Raw genomic sequence first — 15911 nt, 5'->3', positions numbered from 1 at the left:
GAATGGTCGGAAGGAACAGCCGGCCAATATTAGTGTTTCTCAGCAATTCGTTTGCGGAGATCAAAACCTAAGTCAATTATACCTAATATCCTTATCATTTCCAGTAACACAAATCCCAGTAAGCTGCAGAGTATCGGAACGACAAGCGGTAGCTTCCGCCGATGCGCAAACGCAAAAAGAAAACTGAAACCCTGCATCGCTAACAAGACTTGCAATATGTATTCAAAGTTAATGACAATGTTGAACAGCGTGGTTCCTTGCCCGCCATCCAATTGACCCGCGCGGACAATCAACACGAGCAAATAGACCCATACAATACTTTTGGGTAACTGCCAATTACGAAAAGGCACCCACCGAGGCACCGTTACATGCAATTTGCGTAAAATCGGCAGACTTATCAGCTCGATAATCAATGCGTAAAAGACGGACACTAAAACAAGCATGGATGGTGCAAGATAGATAAGGTCGGAAAGCGTACTTTTATATTGGCGTATCGTTACAAGGTTCTGCGCGCTAAGCGACGGACCCAATTCTTTTATCGTTTCATTAAAAGATTGAGTTAAATACGCAACGCCAGACTGGATCGGATTGTAGTTAAAGAGGAAAACGGAAATAGCAAGAATAATAATCAGCACTGCGCTATTTACCAAGCTACCTGTAAGCAAGGTCGCAAAAGCTGATTTTTTTTTCTGTATGGCAACGCCCATCCCCGTACCCATACATAGTAAAAATAATGGCAACAATGCCTGAAGATTCCAGCAGATTGCCGCAAGAAAAAGCATTGAAACAGCAAAGCCACTGAGTCCGGTACGCCACCCAAAGCGGGCCGCCAGATACATTAAAGGAATGGGCAGGAACCAAATAGTCAATAGCGAAAAGCTTGTAAAAAGCGTCAGTAAGAGCATTATAAATAAAATCCCAATGGCTAGCGCTCTGGAAATCAGAGCGTGCTTATCTTTCATAATCACACCTCTTGGCAAAATCAGCACTCTGTCTAATTATTGTTTTTAAACACCGGAAAAACGGGTCTGGAGAAGAACACGGCTAGATGTCGAAATCGAACGCTAAGAAAATCCACACGATTCATTAATTATGTCATAACGCCCGGCGAAAATGGTCCCTTTTTGAACGATGCCCATAGTCTTGATGATTGAAGAGCCCACTAATTATGAATCATCCATATCAGAAACGCCCTAAGAACGTTCTAAATCCTCATGTCTTCTCATAATTTTCATTATAATATAACTTCATCTGATTAGAAATAGATGACCGGTGTTTCCAGCTGAAGCCTAAAGACACAAAAGTTGCATTTATACAAGCGCATACGTATAATAGAAAGTATTCGAATTGATAAAGGTAAGCGTTTTATATTGTTCTTCCGAATTCTGTATAAATCAATAGGACTCATTGATTATTCATGCTTCTATGCGCCAGTTTTGATGCTTGTGACCATTATCAATCATACAACACTCGTTTATTGCACGAAAAAAGGGTTATCCTTTTTAGAGAGTTGGTGCTCATGATGACTTTACGTTATTTAAATACACTCAATCAAAGGCAATCCAAACCGGGATTGCCTTTTCAAGTGCCTGATTTTCCTCCGGTAAACATTTCAGCGGTGGTGAATGACCATGGCCTATGAGAATTCTAAAGCCCTATTTGCTGCTTGGGTCAGTCTGATCAGCAACTTCTTTCTGACTTTGATTAAAATTATATTCGGTTTGTTTTTCCAAAGTACAGCATTGATCGCTGATGGCGTGCATAACGGCGGTGACGTGATTGCCTCAATAGCCACGATTGGATCGATGAAGCTTTCCAGTCATCCTGCTGACCGTGAACATCCGTACGGGCACGGAAAAGCAGAAGATGTCTCAACTGCATTCATTGGCCTGATCTTGATCGCTGCGGTTACCTTCCTAGTCTACGATGCCGTCAAATCGTTGTTTAGTCCAGAGCATGCTGTCAGCATCTGGGCGTTGCTTGCCGCTCTCGTTTCCGCTATTTGGAAATGGTTCCTATACGTCTACACGTACAAAGCTTCCATTACTTACCATAGCAAAAGCCTAGCCGCCACGGCATCCGATCATTTGGCTGATATTTACGCGTCATTTGCCGCCGCTATTGGTCTCAGTATTGGCTGGATTGGCCAAATCCTGCATTTGCCTTATACCAATTATAGTGATCCGATCGCCGGCATCGTCGTTTCTATACTAGTCCTGCGAATCGCCTTCATCATGATGATAAAAGCAACGAATGTATTGATGGAAAGTAGTGTCAATCAGGATCAGCAAGAACATTATATCAAGGTATTTATGTCATTTCCCGAAGTCAAAAAAGTCGACATTCTCCGCGCGCGAGAACATGGGAATGCAATTTTGATCGATGCGCAAATCCGTCTCCCCGCTTCTTTTAATATCCAGCAGGGGGATGATATTACAGAAGCCATTCGTCAACGTGTCATGCAGGAGTTTCCTGATGTGGAAGAGGTGCTCATCCATATTAATCCATGGTATGCCGACCGCGAAATCATCGAACCCGAATCCGTTCCACATCTGAATAACAATAAAATCAAAAAGTACCGATAAATAGGTGAACATTGAGCAAGCAAAACATCTAACGAGGTGACTGGCGTGACTGAAACGAACACTGAGTTAACCATTCTGACCTTTCGGGTGGGCAAGAAATTGATGTGCCTATCCATTAGCGATATTAACGAAATTATTGAACCTGTTGCTCCCACACATGTTCCAGTAACAGACAAAGCGCTTGAAGGTTTTATTTCGCTTCGTAATCAAATCTTGCCATTAGTTCGTCTTTCTGAACTATTCGGCACATCTTCCACATCGACAGAACTTTTTGAAGAAAAGTATCTGATTGCCCATAATGGTGATCTTTCAGCTGCCCTTCATGTCGATGCAGTCGGCGAAACCCAAACGTATACGAGCAAATCTCTTTTACCATCTGAACCCGGAACAACGGACTCCTCGCTGTTTTCCGGACAGATTATTGTCAACGGAATAGCCATACCTTTGATCAACCTCCACCAGCTTTTTGCGACAATCGCTCAAAAAAATACACAAATTAGAAAGCAGGCAGGATATTCTCTTTCTTGATTGACGCAATTCCGCCAACGTACTATACTGGTCTGAATATTCCATCCAAAAAAAATTGGTGTAGCCAAGTCTTTTTTTCTTTAAATAAAGACCAATGGTTGGGGGGAGTCAGAATGGGAATTCATAAATACTTTCAAAGTTTGTCAGACCTGGAGGGTATTTATCGCTGTCCAGGTGTTTTTAAATACCAGGAACATTCTGTTGCCAGTCATTCGTTTAAAGTCGCAACGATTGCGCAATTTTTGGCAACCGTTGAAGCGTCGGCTGGGAATGCAGTCGATTGGAAAACGATGTATGAACGGGCGATTAATCACGATTATTCGGAGCTTTTTACCGGAGATATTAAAACACCTGTCAAGTATGCCTTGCCGAAACTAAGACAATTACTCTCACAAGTTGAGGGAACAATGATTCGTCAATATTTGGATGCTGAATTCCCAGTAGCATTCAAGTCAATTTATTTGAAGCGATTCAGCGCCGGGAAGGACGATTCTCTTGAAGGAAAAATTCTATCTGTTGCTGATAAAATAGACCTGCTTTATGAAGCATTCGGAGAGATTCAAAAAGGCAATCCTGAACCGCTTTTTCTCCAAATCTACGAAGAAGCGCTGGCCTCCATTCTGAAGTTCAACGACTTGCCTTCCGTTCAGTATTTTCGGGACATCATCTTAAAGGATATGATCAAAGATGTGTCGTTCGTCCACCCACAAGTACAGTTAATCACCGACCGATTGCTTGCCGATGTGACAAAAAGCGACACATAATCGTTAAAATTTGCTTCTAAACGCATAACCCCCTATGATAGATTTGTGAATAGTTTATCATGGGAGGTTCTATTTTGGCACATCTATCAGATAAAAAAAGTGTCTCAACCTACAAACCAAAGAGTAATAAAAATCATACTGGCCTCATTATTACCGTCGCCGTCATCGCAAATATTCTGATCCTTTTATTGTTTTTCGCACCCTTCATGAGTTATCATGGAAAAATTAGTTCTTCTATATATGTGCTTCCAAAGCTGAATGCCGTCTTTAACAGCTTTACTTTTATTTTTCTTGTCGCTGCGTTACTTGCCGTCAAACAGAAGAAAATTAACCTGCATCGTGGATTTATTCTTGCTGCTTGCACATCGACAGCATTCTTTCTGCTCTCGTATCTCTCTTTCCATTTTCTGACGCCAACACCGCATTATGGCGGTACCGGTTTTGTGCGTTCACTCTATTTCTTTGTGCTGATTACGCATAGTTTTCTTGCAGCTAGTGTTGTTTTCCTCGTTCCTTTCACGATTGTCTGGGGATGGACTTTCCAGATTGGCAAACATAAGAAAATCGTCCGTTGGACCCTGCCTATTTGGCTCTACGTCAGCATTACTGGCGTCGTTGTTTATTTGATGATGGCACCTTACTATTAATAGTCAGTCTTAGTGCATGTCCCAGTATAATACGTCAGAAAAACTTGGCATAGCCAAGTCCTTTTTTTTAACAATTGCGCTTCGGTTGCTCGCTTTTCCTGAAAGGCGCCAGCGCACCTCGCGCATTTTTGTGCGAAAAACTTTATACTTTCTTATCTCTTTAATAAAGACTTGGCTAGGCCAAGTCTTTATTTGCAAAAAAAACTGCCGATGGTTATGCACCCATCGGCAGTTTTTCATTTGCTTCATCATTCCGTTGTATAAGGAAGAAGAGCCATTTGACGCGAGCGTTTAATCGCTGTTGTCAGCTGACGCTGATACTTTGCGCTCGTTCCTGTGACACGACGCGGCAAAATTTTCCCGCGTTCTGAGATAAAGCGTCTCAGCATGTCAACATCTTTATAGTCAATATAAGTAATGTGGTTTACCGTAAAATAGCATACTTTGCGGCGCTTGCCACGTGTACGACGTACTGCCATTTCGAAAGCACCTCCTCATTAATCGCCCTAATTAAAAGGGCAAATCATCATCTGAAATATCAATAGGCTTGCTGTCATGAGCAAAAGGATCATTAAATGAAGGAGGGTTTTGATCGCGGGAAGCCGCATTCTGCTGCGAATCTGTCGGACCATAATTTGGCGTACTTCCTGATGTCGGTCCAGCCGGCATCGAAGCGCCATAATTGTCACCCGCAGCTGCTCGCCGTGAGCCCTTCGGTTCAAGAAACTGAACGCTGTCTGCAACAACTTCAGTCACATAAACACGGCGACCTTCATTATTTTCATAATTACGCGTCTGAATGCGTCCGTCTACACCCGTCAGACTGCCCTTAGCCAAATAATTGGCCGCGTTTTCTGCCTGACGGCGCCAAACAACAACCGGAATAAAATCGGCCTCACGCTCACCCTGCTGGTTAGAAAACGGACGATCAACAGCAATCGTAAAGCTGGTCACCGCGACCCCATTCGGTGTATAGCGCAATTCCGGATTTTTCGTCAGACGCCCGACAAGAATAACCCGGTTAATCATCAAAAATCCCTCCTTTAATGATTATTTTGCTTCTTCCGGTTTACGTTCATCTCTGATCGTCATGAAACGGATCACATCATCATTGATCTTCACGAGACGATCGAATTCATTAATGGCTTCATTGCCTGCGGTTACATAAAGAACCGTATAAACGCCAGTGTTAAAATCATTGATTTCATAAGCAAGACGGCGTTTGCCCATCTCTTTGACCTCATTGATTTCGGCGCCATTATCAGTCAGGATTGCAGCAAGCTTTTCTTTTACTGCTTTTTCCTGATCTTCTTCCATATCTGGACGAAGAATGTACATGATTTCATATTTACGCACGATTGTTCACCTCCCCTTGGACTAAGCGGCTCCTAATGGAGCAGAGAGCAATTTTAATCACTCATAGGTATCTATGTTATCACACAATCAAAATTACTGCAAGACTTGCCCCTTGTTCAACATTGACTTGGGTCAAAAAATAACACTAAATTTAAACACTGCTTAAACATTAAATCGGAAGTTGACAATATCCCCATCCTGCATCACATAATCTTTACCTTCAAGACGCAGCTTACCATGCTCCTTTGCAGCGATTTCCGAACCCGCTTCAATGAGATCTTCATAGGAAACGATTTCCGCGCGGATAAAGCCACGCTCAAAGTCGGAATGAATGATACCAGCGGCTTGCGGTGCTTTCGTACCCTTTCGGAACGTCCAGGCACGAACTTCTTTTTCTCCAGCAGTAAAATAGGTAGCAAGACCAAGCAATGCATAGGATTTGGCAATGAGTCGATCCAATCCTGACGTATCAAGGCCCAAATCTTGAAGGAAAGCAGCTTTTTCTTCCCCTTCCAATTCAGCGATTTCGGACTCAATTCGCGCCGAAATGACAACAACCTCCGCCTCGTCCTTCTTAGCAAAAGCTTCAACCGCTTGGACATAGGCATTTGATTCTGGTTCTGACACCTCATCCTCAGAAATATTCGCCACATAAAGAACGGGCTTTTGTGTTAGAAAATTGAATGGTTTTATAGCTGCCTCTTCTTCTTCTGTCAAAGCAACATGACGTGCCGGCTTTCCCTCTTCAAAGGCTGCCTTCAATTTCTCTAGTGCCGAAAATTCGGTGATCGCTTGTTTATCTTTCTGCTTTGCCAATTTTGATACGCGGTCGTAACGTTTATTGACCTGCTCCAAATCTGCAAGTACAAGTTCAAGATTAATTGTTTCAATATCATCGATCGGATCGACCTTACCGGAGACATGTGTAATATCTTTATCATCAAAACAGCGTACCACATGTGAAATCGCATCAACCTGGCGAATATTCGCCAAAAACTGGTTGCCTAATCCTTCACCTTTACTTGCCCCCTTAACGAGGCCAGCAATATCAGTGAATTCAAACGTTGTCGGTATTGTTTTTTTCGGTTGATACATCTCTGTTAGTTTATCGAGCCTTCTATCAGGGACACTGACGATGCCGACATTTGGTTCAATCGTGCAAAAAGGATAGTTAGCCATTTCCGCTCCTGCCTGGGTAATGGCATTAAATAACGTTGATTTCCCAACATTTGGCAAACCCACAATTCCTGTTGTTAAACTCATTTTCTGTCAACTCCCCAACTCATACAACTTTCATTACATTTACTTGTTCGTAGCAACCTCATACTCACTTCAATCGGATATCTCTTCTTGACCCTGTGCGAGAATTCGTTTTATTTTCTTTTGAAATTCTGCTCGTGGCATCAGCACACTATGACCGCAATTTTGACATTTTATTCGAATATCGGCGCCCATTCGAATCACTTTCCATTCATTGGCGCCGCATGGATGCGCCTTCTTCATCTCAACGACATCATTTAAACCAAAGCGAAGCTGAGGGTTCACGAATTGAATTGCCTCCTTTGAGCCAACAAAGATTTAAAATTGTGTTTTATCTTTAATAAACTGACCCAATTTTTCAATCGGCAGACGCACCTGATCCATGGTATCCCGATCACGGACCGTTACCTGGTGATCCTCAAGTGAATCAAAGTCGAATGTAATGCAAAGCGGCGTACCGATTTCATCCTGCCGGCGATAGCGTTTGCCAATTGATCCGGTTTCGTCGTAGTCCACACTCCATTCTTTAGCCAACTCCTGATAAATCGCTGTTGCCTGTTCACCAAGCTTCTTCGAAAGTGGAAGAATGGCAGCTTTATATGGGGCAAGTGCCGGATGGAAATGCAGCACCGTACGCGTATCTTTTTCACTGATTGTCTGCTCTTCGTAGGCATCGGCAAGGAAAGCCAGTGTGACACGATCGGCACCTAAAGAAGGCTCAATCACGTACGGAATGTAGCGTTCATTATTGTTCTGGTCGATATATTGCAGATCTTGCCCGGATACTTCCATATGCCGGCGCAAATCATAATCCGTTCGTGAGGAAAGACTGGAAAGCTCGCCCCAACCAAATGGGAAAAGATATTCGATATCCGTGGTCGCATTACTATAATGCGGCAATTCCTCCGGTTCATGATCGCGTAGACGCAAGTTGCTTTCCTGAACATTGAGCGATTTCAACCATTCGAAACCGAAGCTCCGCCAGTATTGGAACCACTTTTTGTCTTCACCCGGTTTGCAGAAAAATTCAAGTTCCAATTGTTCAAACTCACGGGTACGAAAAGTAAAGTTGCCCGGAGTAATCTCGTTACGGAAGGATTTCCCGACTTGACCAATACCGAATGGAATTTTCCTGCGCATCGTCCTCTGGACATTTTTGAAATTAACGAAAATTCCTTGAGCTGTTTCCGGACGAAGATAGATCTCATCTTTTGCTGTCTCAGTCACACCCTGATATGTCTTGAACATCAGATTAAACTGACGGATTGGTGTAAAATCATGTTCGCCGCAATCCGGACATTTGACGTCTTCAGCTTCAATTAATTTCTCCATTGTCGCGAAATCAAGCCCATCCACAGGACCTGGAATTTTTTCAGCTGGAATATATGCTTCAATAAGTTTGTCTGCCCGGAATCGGGAACGGCATTTTTTACAGTCAATCATTGGATCGTTGAAATTCGACAGGTGTCCGGAGGCTTCCCATGTCTTCGGATTCATTAAAATGGCTGCGTCAAGACCGACATTATACGGCGATTCCTGAACGAATTTCTTCCACCAGGCCTTCTTAACATTATTTTTTAATTCAACGCCAAGAGGACCGTAATCCCATGTATTGGCCAGGCCACCGTATATTTCTGAACCTGGGAAGATAAAGCCCCTTTGTTTAGCCAGATTGACAATCTGATCCATTGTTTTTGCCATTTTTTCTGCTCCTTTTGGAGAATTCAGCTCCGACAAAATATTTACGACGGAACATTATCTTTTTTTAAACTGCTAACTTATAAAAAAAACAAGCTCCCGTCCACTAGGCCATAACACCTAGGGACGAGAGCTGTATCTGCTCACGCGGTTCCACCCTAATTGACACACTATTTCTGTGTCCGCTTTATTATATCGCTTCTCAGGAATGCCTTCTTTAAAGCCTGTCGTTCGGGCTCCCACCGTCCCCGACTCGCTTGTCGTCAGTTTCTTTAAATACTCGTTTCCATCATCGTCGCAAAAGGTATATTCAACTAATTCTTTTTTATAGTATAGACCATTTTATTCAAAATAAATAGTTTTTCACACGCTCTTTTCAAAATTTCTCTGATCAAGCGCTTTCGCGATCTGTTTTCTAAATCTACTTTAGTTCATTGTCATCCTTGTGGAAACATCAGCAAGCCTTCTCCACAAGGCGCCCACCATTGCATTTCTATCGGAAAAACAATATTAAATTGAAACAGATCCCGATAAATAATATCCCTTGATAGAGGTATAGATTTCGTTAGATCTCCGTATACTGTTGATGAATTCATTTAAGGAGCGGAGACTATGAAACTTAAAGAAGACGGAGCAACGAAACGTTTTCAAACAACCATTCACTATCAAAATACCGAAGATCACCCATCAATCGCCACCGCCATCCGCAAACTAATTCCGAAATCATCGGTCGCACAGATTGTGGTCGTGTGTATTGGAACCGATCGTTCCACTGGTGATTCGCTGGGACCGCTTGTTGGTATGCATCTTCAGGATCATGGCCTAAACAATGCCGCCGTCTATGGGACATTAGACAATCCAGTTCATGCTGTAAATCTCGAGGAAACAATCACTACTATTCACACAGTCTATGACTCCCCTTTTATCATAGCTATTGATGCTTGTTTGGGGAAACTATCAAACGTTGGTAATATCTGTGTTGCTAGTGGTCCGGTTCTCCCCGGAGCAGGTGTCAATAAAAAACTTACTCCGGTCGGCGATATGAATATCACTGGAATTGTTAATGTCAGCGGCTATATGGAATATTCGGTCCTTCAAAATACACGGCTCGGCATTGTTATGAAACTGTCGCAAGTCATCAGCCAGTCACTGTTGCTCGCGCTCACTTCACATGTTATTGAACCACCGATAATCCGCTATGGTTCTTGAGTTATCAGCCTCTTACCTAAGTTGCTGGCTACCAATCACCTGGTGTGTCCCTTAAGCATCTCAAGCAGTCGATAAAGGTCATCTGATGAATAATAATTAAATTCAATCTTGCCTTTATCCGCATTGGCTACCGGACGTATTTTTATATCTGTGCCGAATCGGTCCTGCAGACCGCTGACCATGTCCTTCATTTCCATCGGCATTTTCCATTGCGTTTTTGTTGTTGTTTCACGTGAAACATGATGGTTAATTTGTTGAATCAATGCTTCCAACTGGCGTACATTCAATTGTTCTTTTATAACTTTATCAACAATAAGCGGAATCTTTTTCTTATCCTTAATACCCGCGAGTGCACGCCCGTGGCCCATTGTTAGTTTCCCATCTTCCAACAGATTACGAACGGATCGATCCAATTGTAACAGGCGCAGGTAATTAGCAATATGTGGTCTACTCTTCCCCAATTTTGTCGCCAATTCTTCTTGCGTCAGACCAAGCCCTTTCATTAGCTTCTTATATGCTGTGGCTTCTTCAATCGGATTGAGATTTTCACGCTGCAGATTTTCGATAAGCGCGATTTGCATCATCGCTTGATCGGTCAATTCTTTGACAATTGCCGGAACTTCTTTCAATCCAGCACGGGCGGCTGCTCGAAACCTTCGCTCTCCAGCAACAATATCGTAGCCCTTAATACTTTTTCGTATAATCAATGGCTGGATGATGCCGTGTTCCTTTATTGACTGCGCAAGTTCTTCAAGTCCTTGTTCATCGAAAGTTTTCCTTGGCTGATACGGATTCGGTCTCAACTCTGTAAGAGCAATCGTATCAACATTACTGTCAAGCTCATTGGCGAACGCAGAGGGAAAAAATACATCAAGGCCCTTTCCTAATGCCTTACTCATGCATCGTCACTTCCTTTGCAAAGTCCAAATACACCTCAGCGCCCTTTGAACGCGTATCATAGATAATGATTGGTTTCCCATGACTAGGTGCTTCGCTCAGGCGAACATTTCTTGGAATAATTGTTCGAAATACCCGATCCTGAAAATATTTTTTTACTTCCTGAATGACCTGTAGACCCAAATTCGTTCGGGCATCAAGCATCGTCAATAAAACACCCTCGATCGCCAAATGGTGATTCAGATGCTTTTGTACAAGCCTGACCGTGTTTAACAGCTGGCTCAAGCCTTCCAGTGCATAATACTCACATTGAACAGGGATAATTACCGAATCCGCTGCCGTCAATGCGTTCAGTGTCAACAGCCCCAAAGAGGGTGGGCAGTCAATGACAATATAGTCGTAAATGTCCTTCACTTTCTCAAGTGCACGCTTTAATCGAACCTCACGCGATATCGTGGATACCAGTTCAATCTCAGCGCCTGCTAACTGGATTGCCGACGGAACAACATCCAAATTATCCACTGTCGATGGTTTAATGACATCCTTTATATCTTTTTCCTCAACAAGAACGTCATAGATGCATTCATCAACCTCGCCTTTGTCCACTCCGGAGCCGCTGGTCGCATTACCTTGTGGATCGATATCCACCAAAAGTGTCTTACAGCCAAGTGTTGCCATGCAGGCGGACAGATTAACCGCCGTTGTCGTTTTTCCTACTCCGCCCTTTTGATTGGCAACCGCTAAAATCTTACTCAAATTTACACCTACTCTCAATCAATTGCTATCTTTCATTTTATCATGAAAAGGAGAGAGGTTGAGTAATTATCGAAAGAATGTTTTCTTTTGCTATCGTTAATCTTTAATAATGGTATTTTTGGTTTGATTCAGCTTATTTTTTTCATAATTTCTCCAGGATATTCATTGATTGATGATTCTTTTAAGAAAAGCTTGGCTGTGTGCTAAGCATTAAATGCGCTTCGGTTACCCGCTTGCCGCGGGCGATCCGGGAGCCTCCTCGGACAGACAGTAATCTGCGGGGTCTCCCTTGTCCTGCTCTTCCCGCGGGCGTCTCGTACTGTCCCGTTGTTCTCGCATGGCACACCCGTTTACGTGTTTGAATACATCTTTTCTACAGAAAGAGATAGCTTTGATTATGAGTCGAATCAAATTCCATTATTTTCTTTAAAACGAGCGAAAAATCCTGGTATTCTACTAAAGCCATAAAATATAGGCTCAGCCTGCTTATTCGCTGGTTGAGCCTGTTTTCTGGGAAAAGATTTATATAAAATTTCGCAAGACGTCGGAATCGCTTGTCGAACACGATTTATTCGTATTAGCGTTATTTCTTCTTGGGTATGCGAATCGTAAATTGATAATAGTCTTCAAAATCTTCTTCATCCGAGTTAATCGTTAAACCTGTATCCGAAACCATGTGAATCGATTGACGAATGGTATTGACCGCAATTCGTGTATCTCTACTGAGCGACATACGCTTTGTTTTTTCCTGTTTGTCTTTCTTTTCTTCAGATTGAAGCATTGCCTTGACTTGGAGTTCAGTTTGTTTCACATTTAATTGCTTCTCGATAATTACCTGAAGTAATTTTTCCTGCTTCTCAGCATCCTTTAAAATGATAAGTGCACGTGCGTGCCGTTCTGAAATTTTCTTCTCAAGAATGGCGCTCTGAACAGAGAGCGGAAGCTTTAATAGGCGCAATTTATTGGCTATCGTTGATTGACCTTTACCAAGTTGCTGTGCCAAACTTTCCTGTGTTAATCCATGTATATCAATTAAGCGAGAATAAGCCATAGCCTCCTCAATTGCGGTCAATTCTTCACGTTGCAGATTTTCAATCAAAGCAATCGATGCTGTCTGATTATCACTAAACACTTTGATGATTGCTGGTATCTTCTCCCAGCCGAGGTAATTGACTGCCCTCCAGCGCCTTTCTCCTGCAATAATCTCATATTTATCCTCAAACGAGCGAACAATGATCGGCTGAATGACCCCATGTTCGCTAATCGTTGCTGCAAGTTCATGAATCTTCTCTTCATTAAAAATGGAGCGCGGCTGATATTGATTGGGAACTATTTTTGAAACAGGAATTTCCTGGACTTTGTCTCCAATATCATTTGGTTGTTCGGCCAAATCATTCGGCTCATTCGATGTATTAAATATTTTTGAGAAAGGATGCTTCATCATCACAACACCACCTTTGTCAATCTGCCCCTCTAAACAATTCTCTATTACTTCAATAACTCCTGCAATCACTTAAACAAATTTCAAAATCGTTGCTTATTGTTTCACGTGAAACATATCCTATTAGTGTAATGGCTTTTTTGCTGGTAACCCCGGATTTCTCGGATATTTTTTTGGAGTCGCCTTTTCCTTTTCTATTAGAACAAGCGAACGTTTCCCACAATCTCCCGGAAGTTCAATATTAATTTGTTGACGTAATCTTCCACCAAGTAGCCGCAACGCGCCTGATGCTTCTTCTATTTCCTCATTGGCATGACTGCCCTTCAAAGCGATAAATGTTCCGCCGACACGTAATAGTGGTAGACAATACTCACTGAGAACAGAAAGATTGGCTACAGCACGTGCAGTTACCCAGTCAAGTTGTCCACGCATATCTTGTCGATGTGCAAAGGTTTCTGCCCGATCGTGGTACAGAAAAACATCTTCCAATTGCAGCTTTTCTCTCACCTTTTCCAGGAACAACAGCCTCTTATTCAAGGAATCGACAATAATCAATTTCAATTTTGGAAAAAGTATTTTTAATGGGATTCCAGGAAACCCTGCACCAGACCCAACATCACAGAGCGTCTCGCCCCCAGCAAAATGAAGATAAAAAGCAGGTGTCAGCGAATCAAAAAAATGTTTGATCGCAACTTCTTCTTTTTCTGTAATTGCCGTTAAATTAACCTTGTTATTCCATTCGACAAGCAACTGATAATAGTCTTGAAACTGCTGTTCTTGTTCGCCACTCAAAATAATTCCCTTTTCCTCAAGCAGCTGTGCGATTAGAGACATAGATTTTTCCTCCGAATGGATTTAACCAGTGATCCGCGTTCGCTTACCTTGTTCGAGATAAACAAGCAGAATGGCAATATCGCTTGGATTGACGCCTGAAACCCGTGACGCCTGCCCTACCGACAACGGCCGTACTTTTTCCAGCTTTTGCCGTGCTTCGGTTGCCAGGCCGTCAATCAATTGATAGTCAAGATTCTGTGGGATTTTCTTCTTTTCCATCCGCTTCATCTTCTCAACTTGCTGCAATTGCTTGGCAATATAGCCTTCATACTTAATTTGAATTTCAACCTGCTCACCGACTGCCATTGAAATTGTTTCATCTGAATCAGAAAGAAGCGCGGCAATATCCTGATAAGAAAGTTCCGGACGTTTCAGCAATTGGGCAGCTTTAACTGGTTCTGCCAATGGTGTAGAGTTTTTCTCTGATAGAAGTGTGTTGACTGCTTCTGTCGGTTTGATCGATTCAGTCCGCAGCCGGAGTTTCTCATTTTCAATTTGCTCTTTTTTAGCGACAAAGTGCTGATAGCGTGCTTCTGAAATCAGGCCAATTTCATGTCCGAGTTCTGTGAGGCGCAAATCTGCATTGTCATGACGTAAGAGTAATCGATATTCGGCACGGGATGTCAGCAGTCGATAAGGTTCTTTCGTCCCTTTTGTCACCAAATCATCGATCAGCACGCCAATATAAGCCTGCGAACGATCCAGAATAACCGGATCCTTTCCTAATGCTTGACGCGCAGCATTAATGCCACCGATCAATCCCTGTCCCGCAGCTTCTTCATAACCGGAAGTTCCATTAATCTGGCCGGCCGTAAACAATCCTTTAATCCTTTTTGTTTCAAGGGTCGGCCACAGCTGTGTGGGGACCACCGCATCATATTCAATTGCATAACCCGGCCGCATCAATTCCGCTTTTTCCAGCCCTGGAATTGTCTCAAGCATCTGTCGCTGAATTTCTTCAGGCATGCTTGTCGACAGTCCATCGACATAGACTTCTCTTGTTTCACGACCTTCTGGTTCCAGAAAAAGCTGATGCCTGTCCTTATCATTAAAACGAACAATTTTCGTCTCGATCGAAGGACAATAGCGCGGCCCCGTTCCGACAATAGCCCCCGAATATATCGGTGATCGATCAATGTTTTCCTGAATAATTTCATGGGTTCTCGTATTCGTGTAGGTTAGCCAACATGGGATCTGATCTTTGACAAATTGTTTTGTCTCATAGGAAAAAGCCAGATCTTCTTCATCACCAGGCTGTATTTCCGTCTTCGAATAATCGACAGTCCGTCCGTTTACTCGCGGCGGCGTGCCCGTTTTAAAACGAACAATGTCAAACCCTAATTCCTGCAGATTTTCCGACAAAGCAACTGAAGCCTGCATATTATTCGGTCCACTTTCATATTGAAGCTCACCGATAATTATTTTTCCCTTCAAATAAACACCAGTTGTTAATACAACAGCCTTCGCTCGGTACGCTGCACCTGTTGTCACAATAACGCCTTTACAGATACCGTCCTCAACAATTAGCCGTTCGACCATGCCCTGTCGCAGCGTCAGATTATCCGTTTCTTCAATGGTCTGTTTCATTGCCCGTTGATAGAGTTGCTTATCTGCCTGAGCGCGAAGCGCCCGAACAGCAGGTCCCTTTCGCGTATTGAGCATACGCATCTGAATATACGTTTTATCAATATTGCGTGCCATCTCACCGCCAAGCGCGTCAATCTCACGGACAACAACGCCTTTTGCCGGACCACCAACAGATGGGTTGCACGGCATAAAGGCTACGCCTTCAAGACTAATTGTCAGCATTAATGTCTTGGCGCCTGATCGTGCAGCGGCCAGACCCGCCTCGACGCCTGCATGACCGGCACCAACGACAATGACATCATAATTACCGGCCTCGTATCCTTTCATGTTCCATCCTCCTGTATTAAAA

General features: G+C 43.0%; 17 protein-coding genes. 5 read left to right on the top strand and 12 right to left on the bottom strand.

Annotated elements, in window-relative coordinates:
- Positions 1–29: 29 nt before the first annotated feature.
- Positions 30–962 (bottom strand): YybS family protein, encoded by a 933-nt coding sequence (locus tag JOC27_RS01195; RefSeq protein WP_205005173.1) that lies wholly within the window; start codon positions 960–962, stop codon positions 30–32.
- Positions 963–1631: 669 nt separating this feature from the next.
- Between JOC27_RS01195 and JOC27_RS01190 the strand changes: the two genes are divergently transcribed.
- From JOC27_RS01190 to JOC27_RS01175, 4 genes are all read left to right on the top strand, one after another.
- Positions 1632–2585, top strand: coding sequence for a cation diffusion facilitator family transporter (locus JOC27_RS01190; protein WP_205005172.1), 954 nt, complete (start codon positions 1632–1634; stop codon positions 2583–2585).
- A 45-nt stretch (positions 2586–2630) separates the two neighbouring features.
- A complete protein-coding gene (locus tag JOC27_RS01185) occupies positions 2631–3113 on the top strand; it encodes a chemotaxis protein CheW (RefSeq protein ID WP_205005171.1) in 483 nt (160 codons plus the stop codon).
- A gap of 113 nt (positions 3114–3226) precedes the next feature.
- A complete protein-coding gene (locus JOC27_RS01180) occupies positions 3227–3877 on the top strand; it encodes an HD domain-containing protein (protein WP_205005170.1) in 651 nt (216 codons plus the stop codon).
- A gap of 74 nt (positions 3878–3951) precedes the next feature.
- Positions 3952–4524 (top strand): DUF420 domain-containing protein, encoded by a 573-nt coding sequence (locus tag JOC27_RS01175; RefSeq protein WP_338062752.1) that lies wholly within the window; start codon positions 3952–3954, stop codon positions 4522–4524.
- A 248-nt stretch (positions 4525–4772) separates the two neighbouring features.
- Here JOC27_RS01175 and rpsR read toward each other — a convergent pair whose 3' ends face one another.
- The 6 genes from rpsR to JOC27_RS01145 form a co-directional block, all read right to left on the bottom strand.
- Positions 4773–5003 (bottom strand): 30S ribosomal protein S18, encoded by a 231-nt coding sequence (gene rpsR / locus JOC27_RS01170; RefSeq protein WP_205005168.1) that lies wholly within the window; start codon positions 5001–5003, stop codon positions 4773–4775.
- A 31-nt stretch (positions 5004–5034) separates the two neighbouring features.
- On the bottom strand, positions 5035–5553 hold the full coding sequence (gene ssb / locus JOC27_RS01165) for a single-stranded DNA-binding protein (protein ID WP_205005167.1): 519 nt from the start codon (positions 5551–5553) through the stop codon (positions 5035–5037).
- A 21-nt stretch (positions 5554–5574) separates the two neighbouring features.
- The gene (gene rpsF / locus JOC27_RS01160) at positions 5575–5880 is read right to left on the bottom strand and encodes a 30S ribosomal protein S6 (RefSeq protein ID WP_205005166.1); all 306 of its coding nucleotides are present in this window, start codon (positions 5878–5880) and stop codon (positions 5575–5577) included.
- 162 nt (positions 5881–6042) lie between these two features.
- Positions 6043–7143, bottom strand: a complete 1101-nt coding sequence (gene ychF, locus JOC27_RS01155; RefSeq protein WP_205005165.1) for a redox-regulated ATPase YchF — start codon at positions 7141–7143, stop codon at positions 6043–6045.
- Between the two features lie 69 nt (positions 7144–7212).
- On the bottom strand, positions 7213–7425 hold the full coding sequence (locus JOC27_RS01150; protein ID WP_338062751.1) for a DUF951 domain-containing protein: 213 nt from the start codon (positions 7423–7425) through the stop codon (positions 7213–7215).
- Between the two features lie 33 nt (positions 7426–7458).
- Positions 7459–8841, bottom strand: a complete 1383-nt coding sequence (locus JOC27_RS01145; protein ID WP_205005164.1) for a glycine--tRNA ligase — start codon at positions 8839–8841, stop codon at positions 7459–7461.
- Positions 8842–9450: 609 nt separating this feature from the next.
- On the opposite strand from JOC27_RS01145, the gene yyaC reads away from it, so the two are divergent.
- Positions 9451–10047 (top strand): spore protease YyaC, encoded by a 597-nt coding sequence (yyaC, locus tag JOC27_RS01140; protein ID WP_205005163.1) that lies wholly within the window; start codon positions 9451–9453, stop codon positions 10045–10047.
- A 35-nt stretch (positions 10048–10082) separates the two neighbouring features.
- Here the strand turns inward: yyaC and JOC27_RS01135 are convergent, their stop codons facing one another.
- The 5 genes from JOC27_RS01135 to mnmG all read right to left on the bottom strand — a co-directional run bounded on the left by JOC27_RS01135 (position 10083) and on the right by mnmG (position 15889).
- A complete protein-coding gene (locus JOC27_RS01135) occupies positions 10083–10946 on the bottom strand; it encodes a ParB/RepB/Spo0J family partition protein (RefSeq protein ID WP_205005162.1) in 864 nt (287 codons plus the stop codon).
- The gene (locus JOC27_RS01130; protein WP_205005161.1) at positions 10939–11700 is read right to left on the bottom strand and encodes a ParA family protein; all 762 of its coding nucleotides are present in this window, start codon (positions 11698–11700) and stop codon (positions 10939–10941) included. Before JOC27_RS01130 ends, JOC27_RS01135 begins: the two co-directional genes overlap by 8 nt.
- Before the next feature lie 583 nt (positions 11701–12283).
- On the bottom strand, positions 12284–13141 hold the full coding sequence (noc, locus tag JOC27_RS01125) for a nucleoid occlusion protein (RefSeq protein ID WP_205005289.1): 858 nt from the start codon (positions 13139–13141) through the stop codon (positions 12284–12286).
- A gap of 123 nt (positions 13142–13264) precedes the next feature.
- The gene (gene rsmG / locus JOC27_RS01120; RefSeq protein ID WP_205005160.1) at positions 13265–13975 is read right to left on the bottom strand and encodes a 16S rRNA (guanine(527)-N(7))-methyltransferase RsmG; all 711 of its coding nucleotides are present in this window, start codon (positions 13973–13975) and stop codon (positions 13265–13267) included.
- A 21-nt stretch (positions 13976–13996) separates the two neighbouring features.
- The gene (gene mnmG, locus JOC27_RS01115) at positions 13997–15889 is read right to left on the bottom strand and encodes a tRNA uridine-5-carboxymethylaminomethyl(34) synthesis enzyme MnmG (RefSeq protein WP_205005159.1); all 1893 of its coding nucleotides are present in this window, start codon (positions 15887–15889) and stop codon (positions 13997–13999) included.
- Between the last annotated feature and the right edge of the window lie 22 nt (positions 15890–15911).

Source organism: Sporolactobacillus spathodeae, assembly GCF_016908935.1.
In the GTDB taxonomy this organism is placed as follows: domain Bacteria; phylum Bacillota; class Bacilli; order Bacillales; family Sporolactobacillaceae; genus Sporolactobacillus; species Sporolactobacillus spathodeae.
Note: the sequence above shows the minus strand (reverse complement) of the source record. Positions and strands in the feature narration are given on the sequence as shown.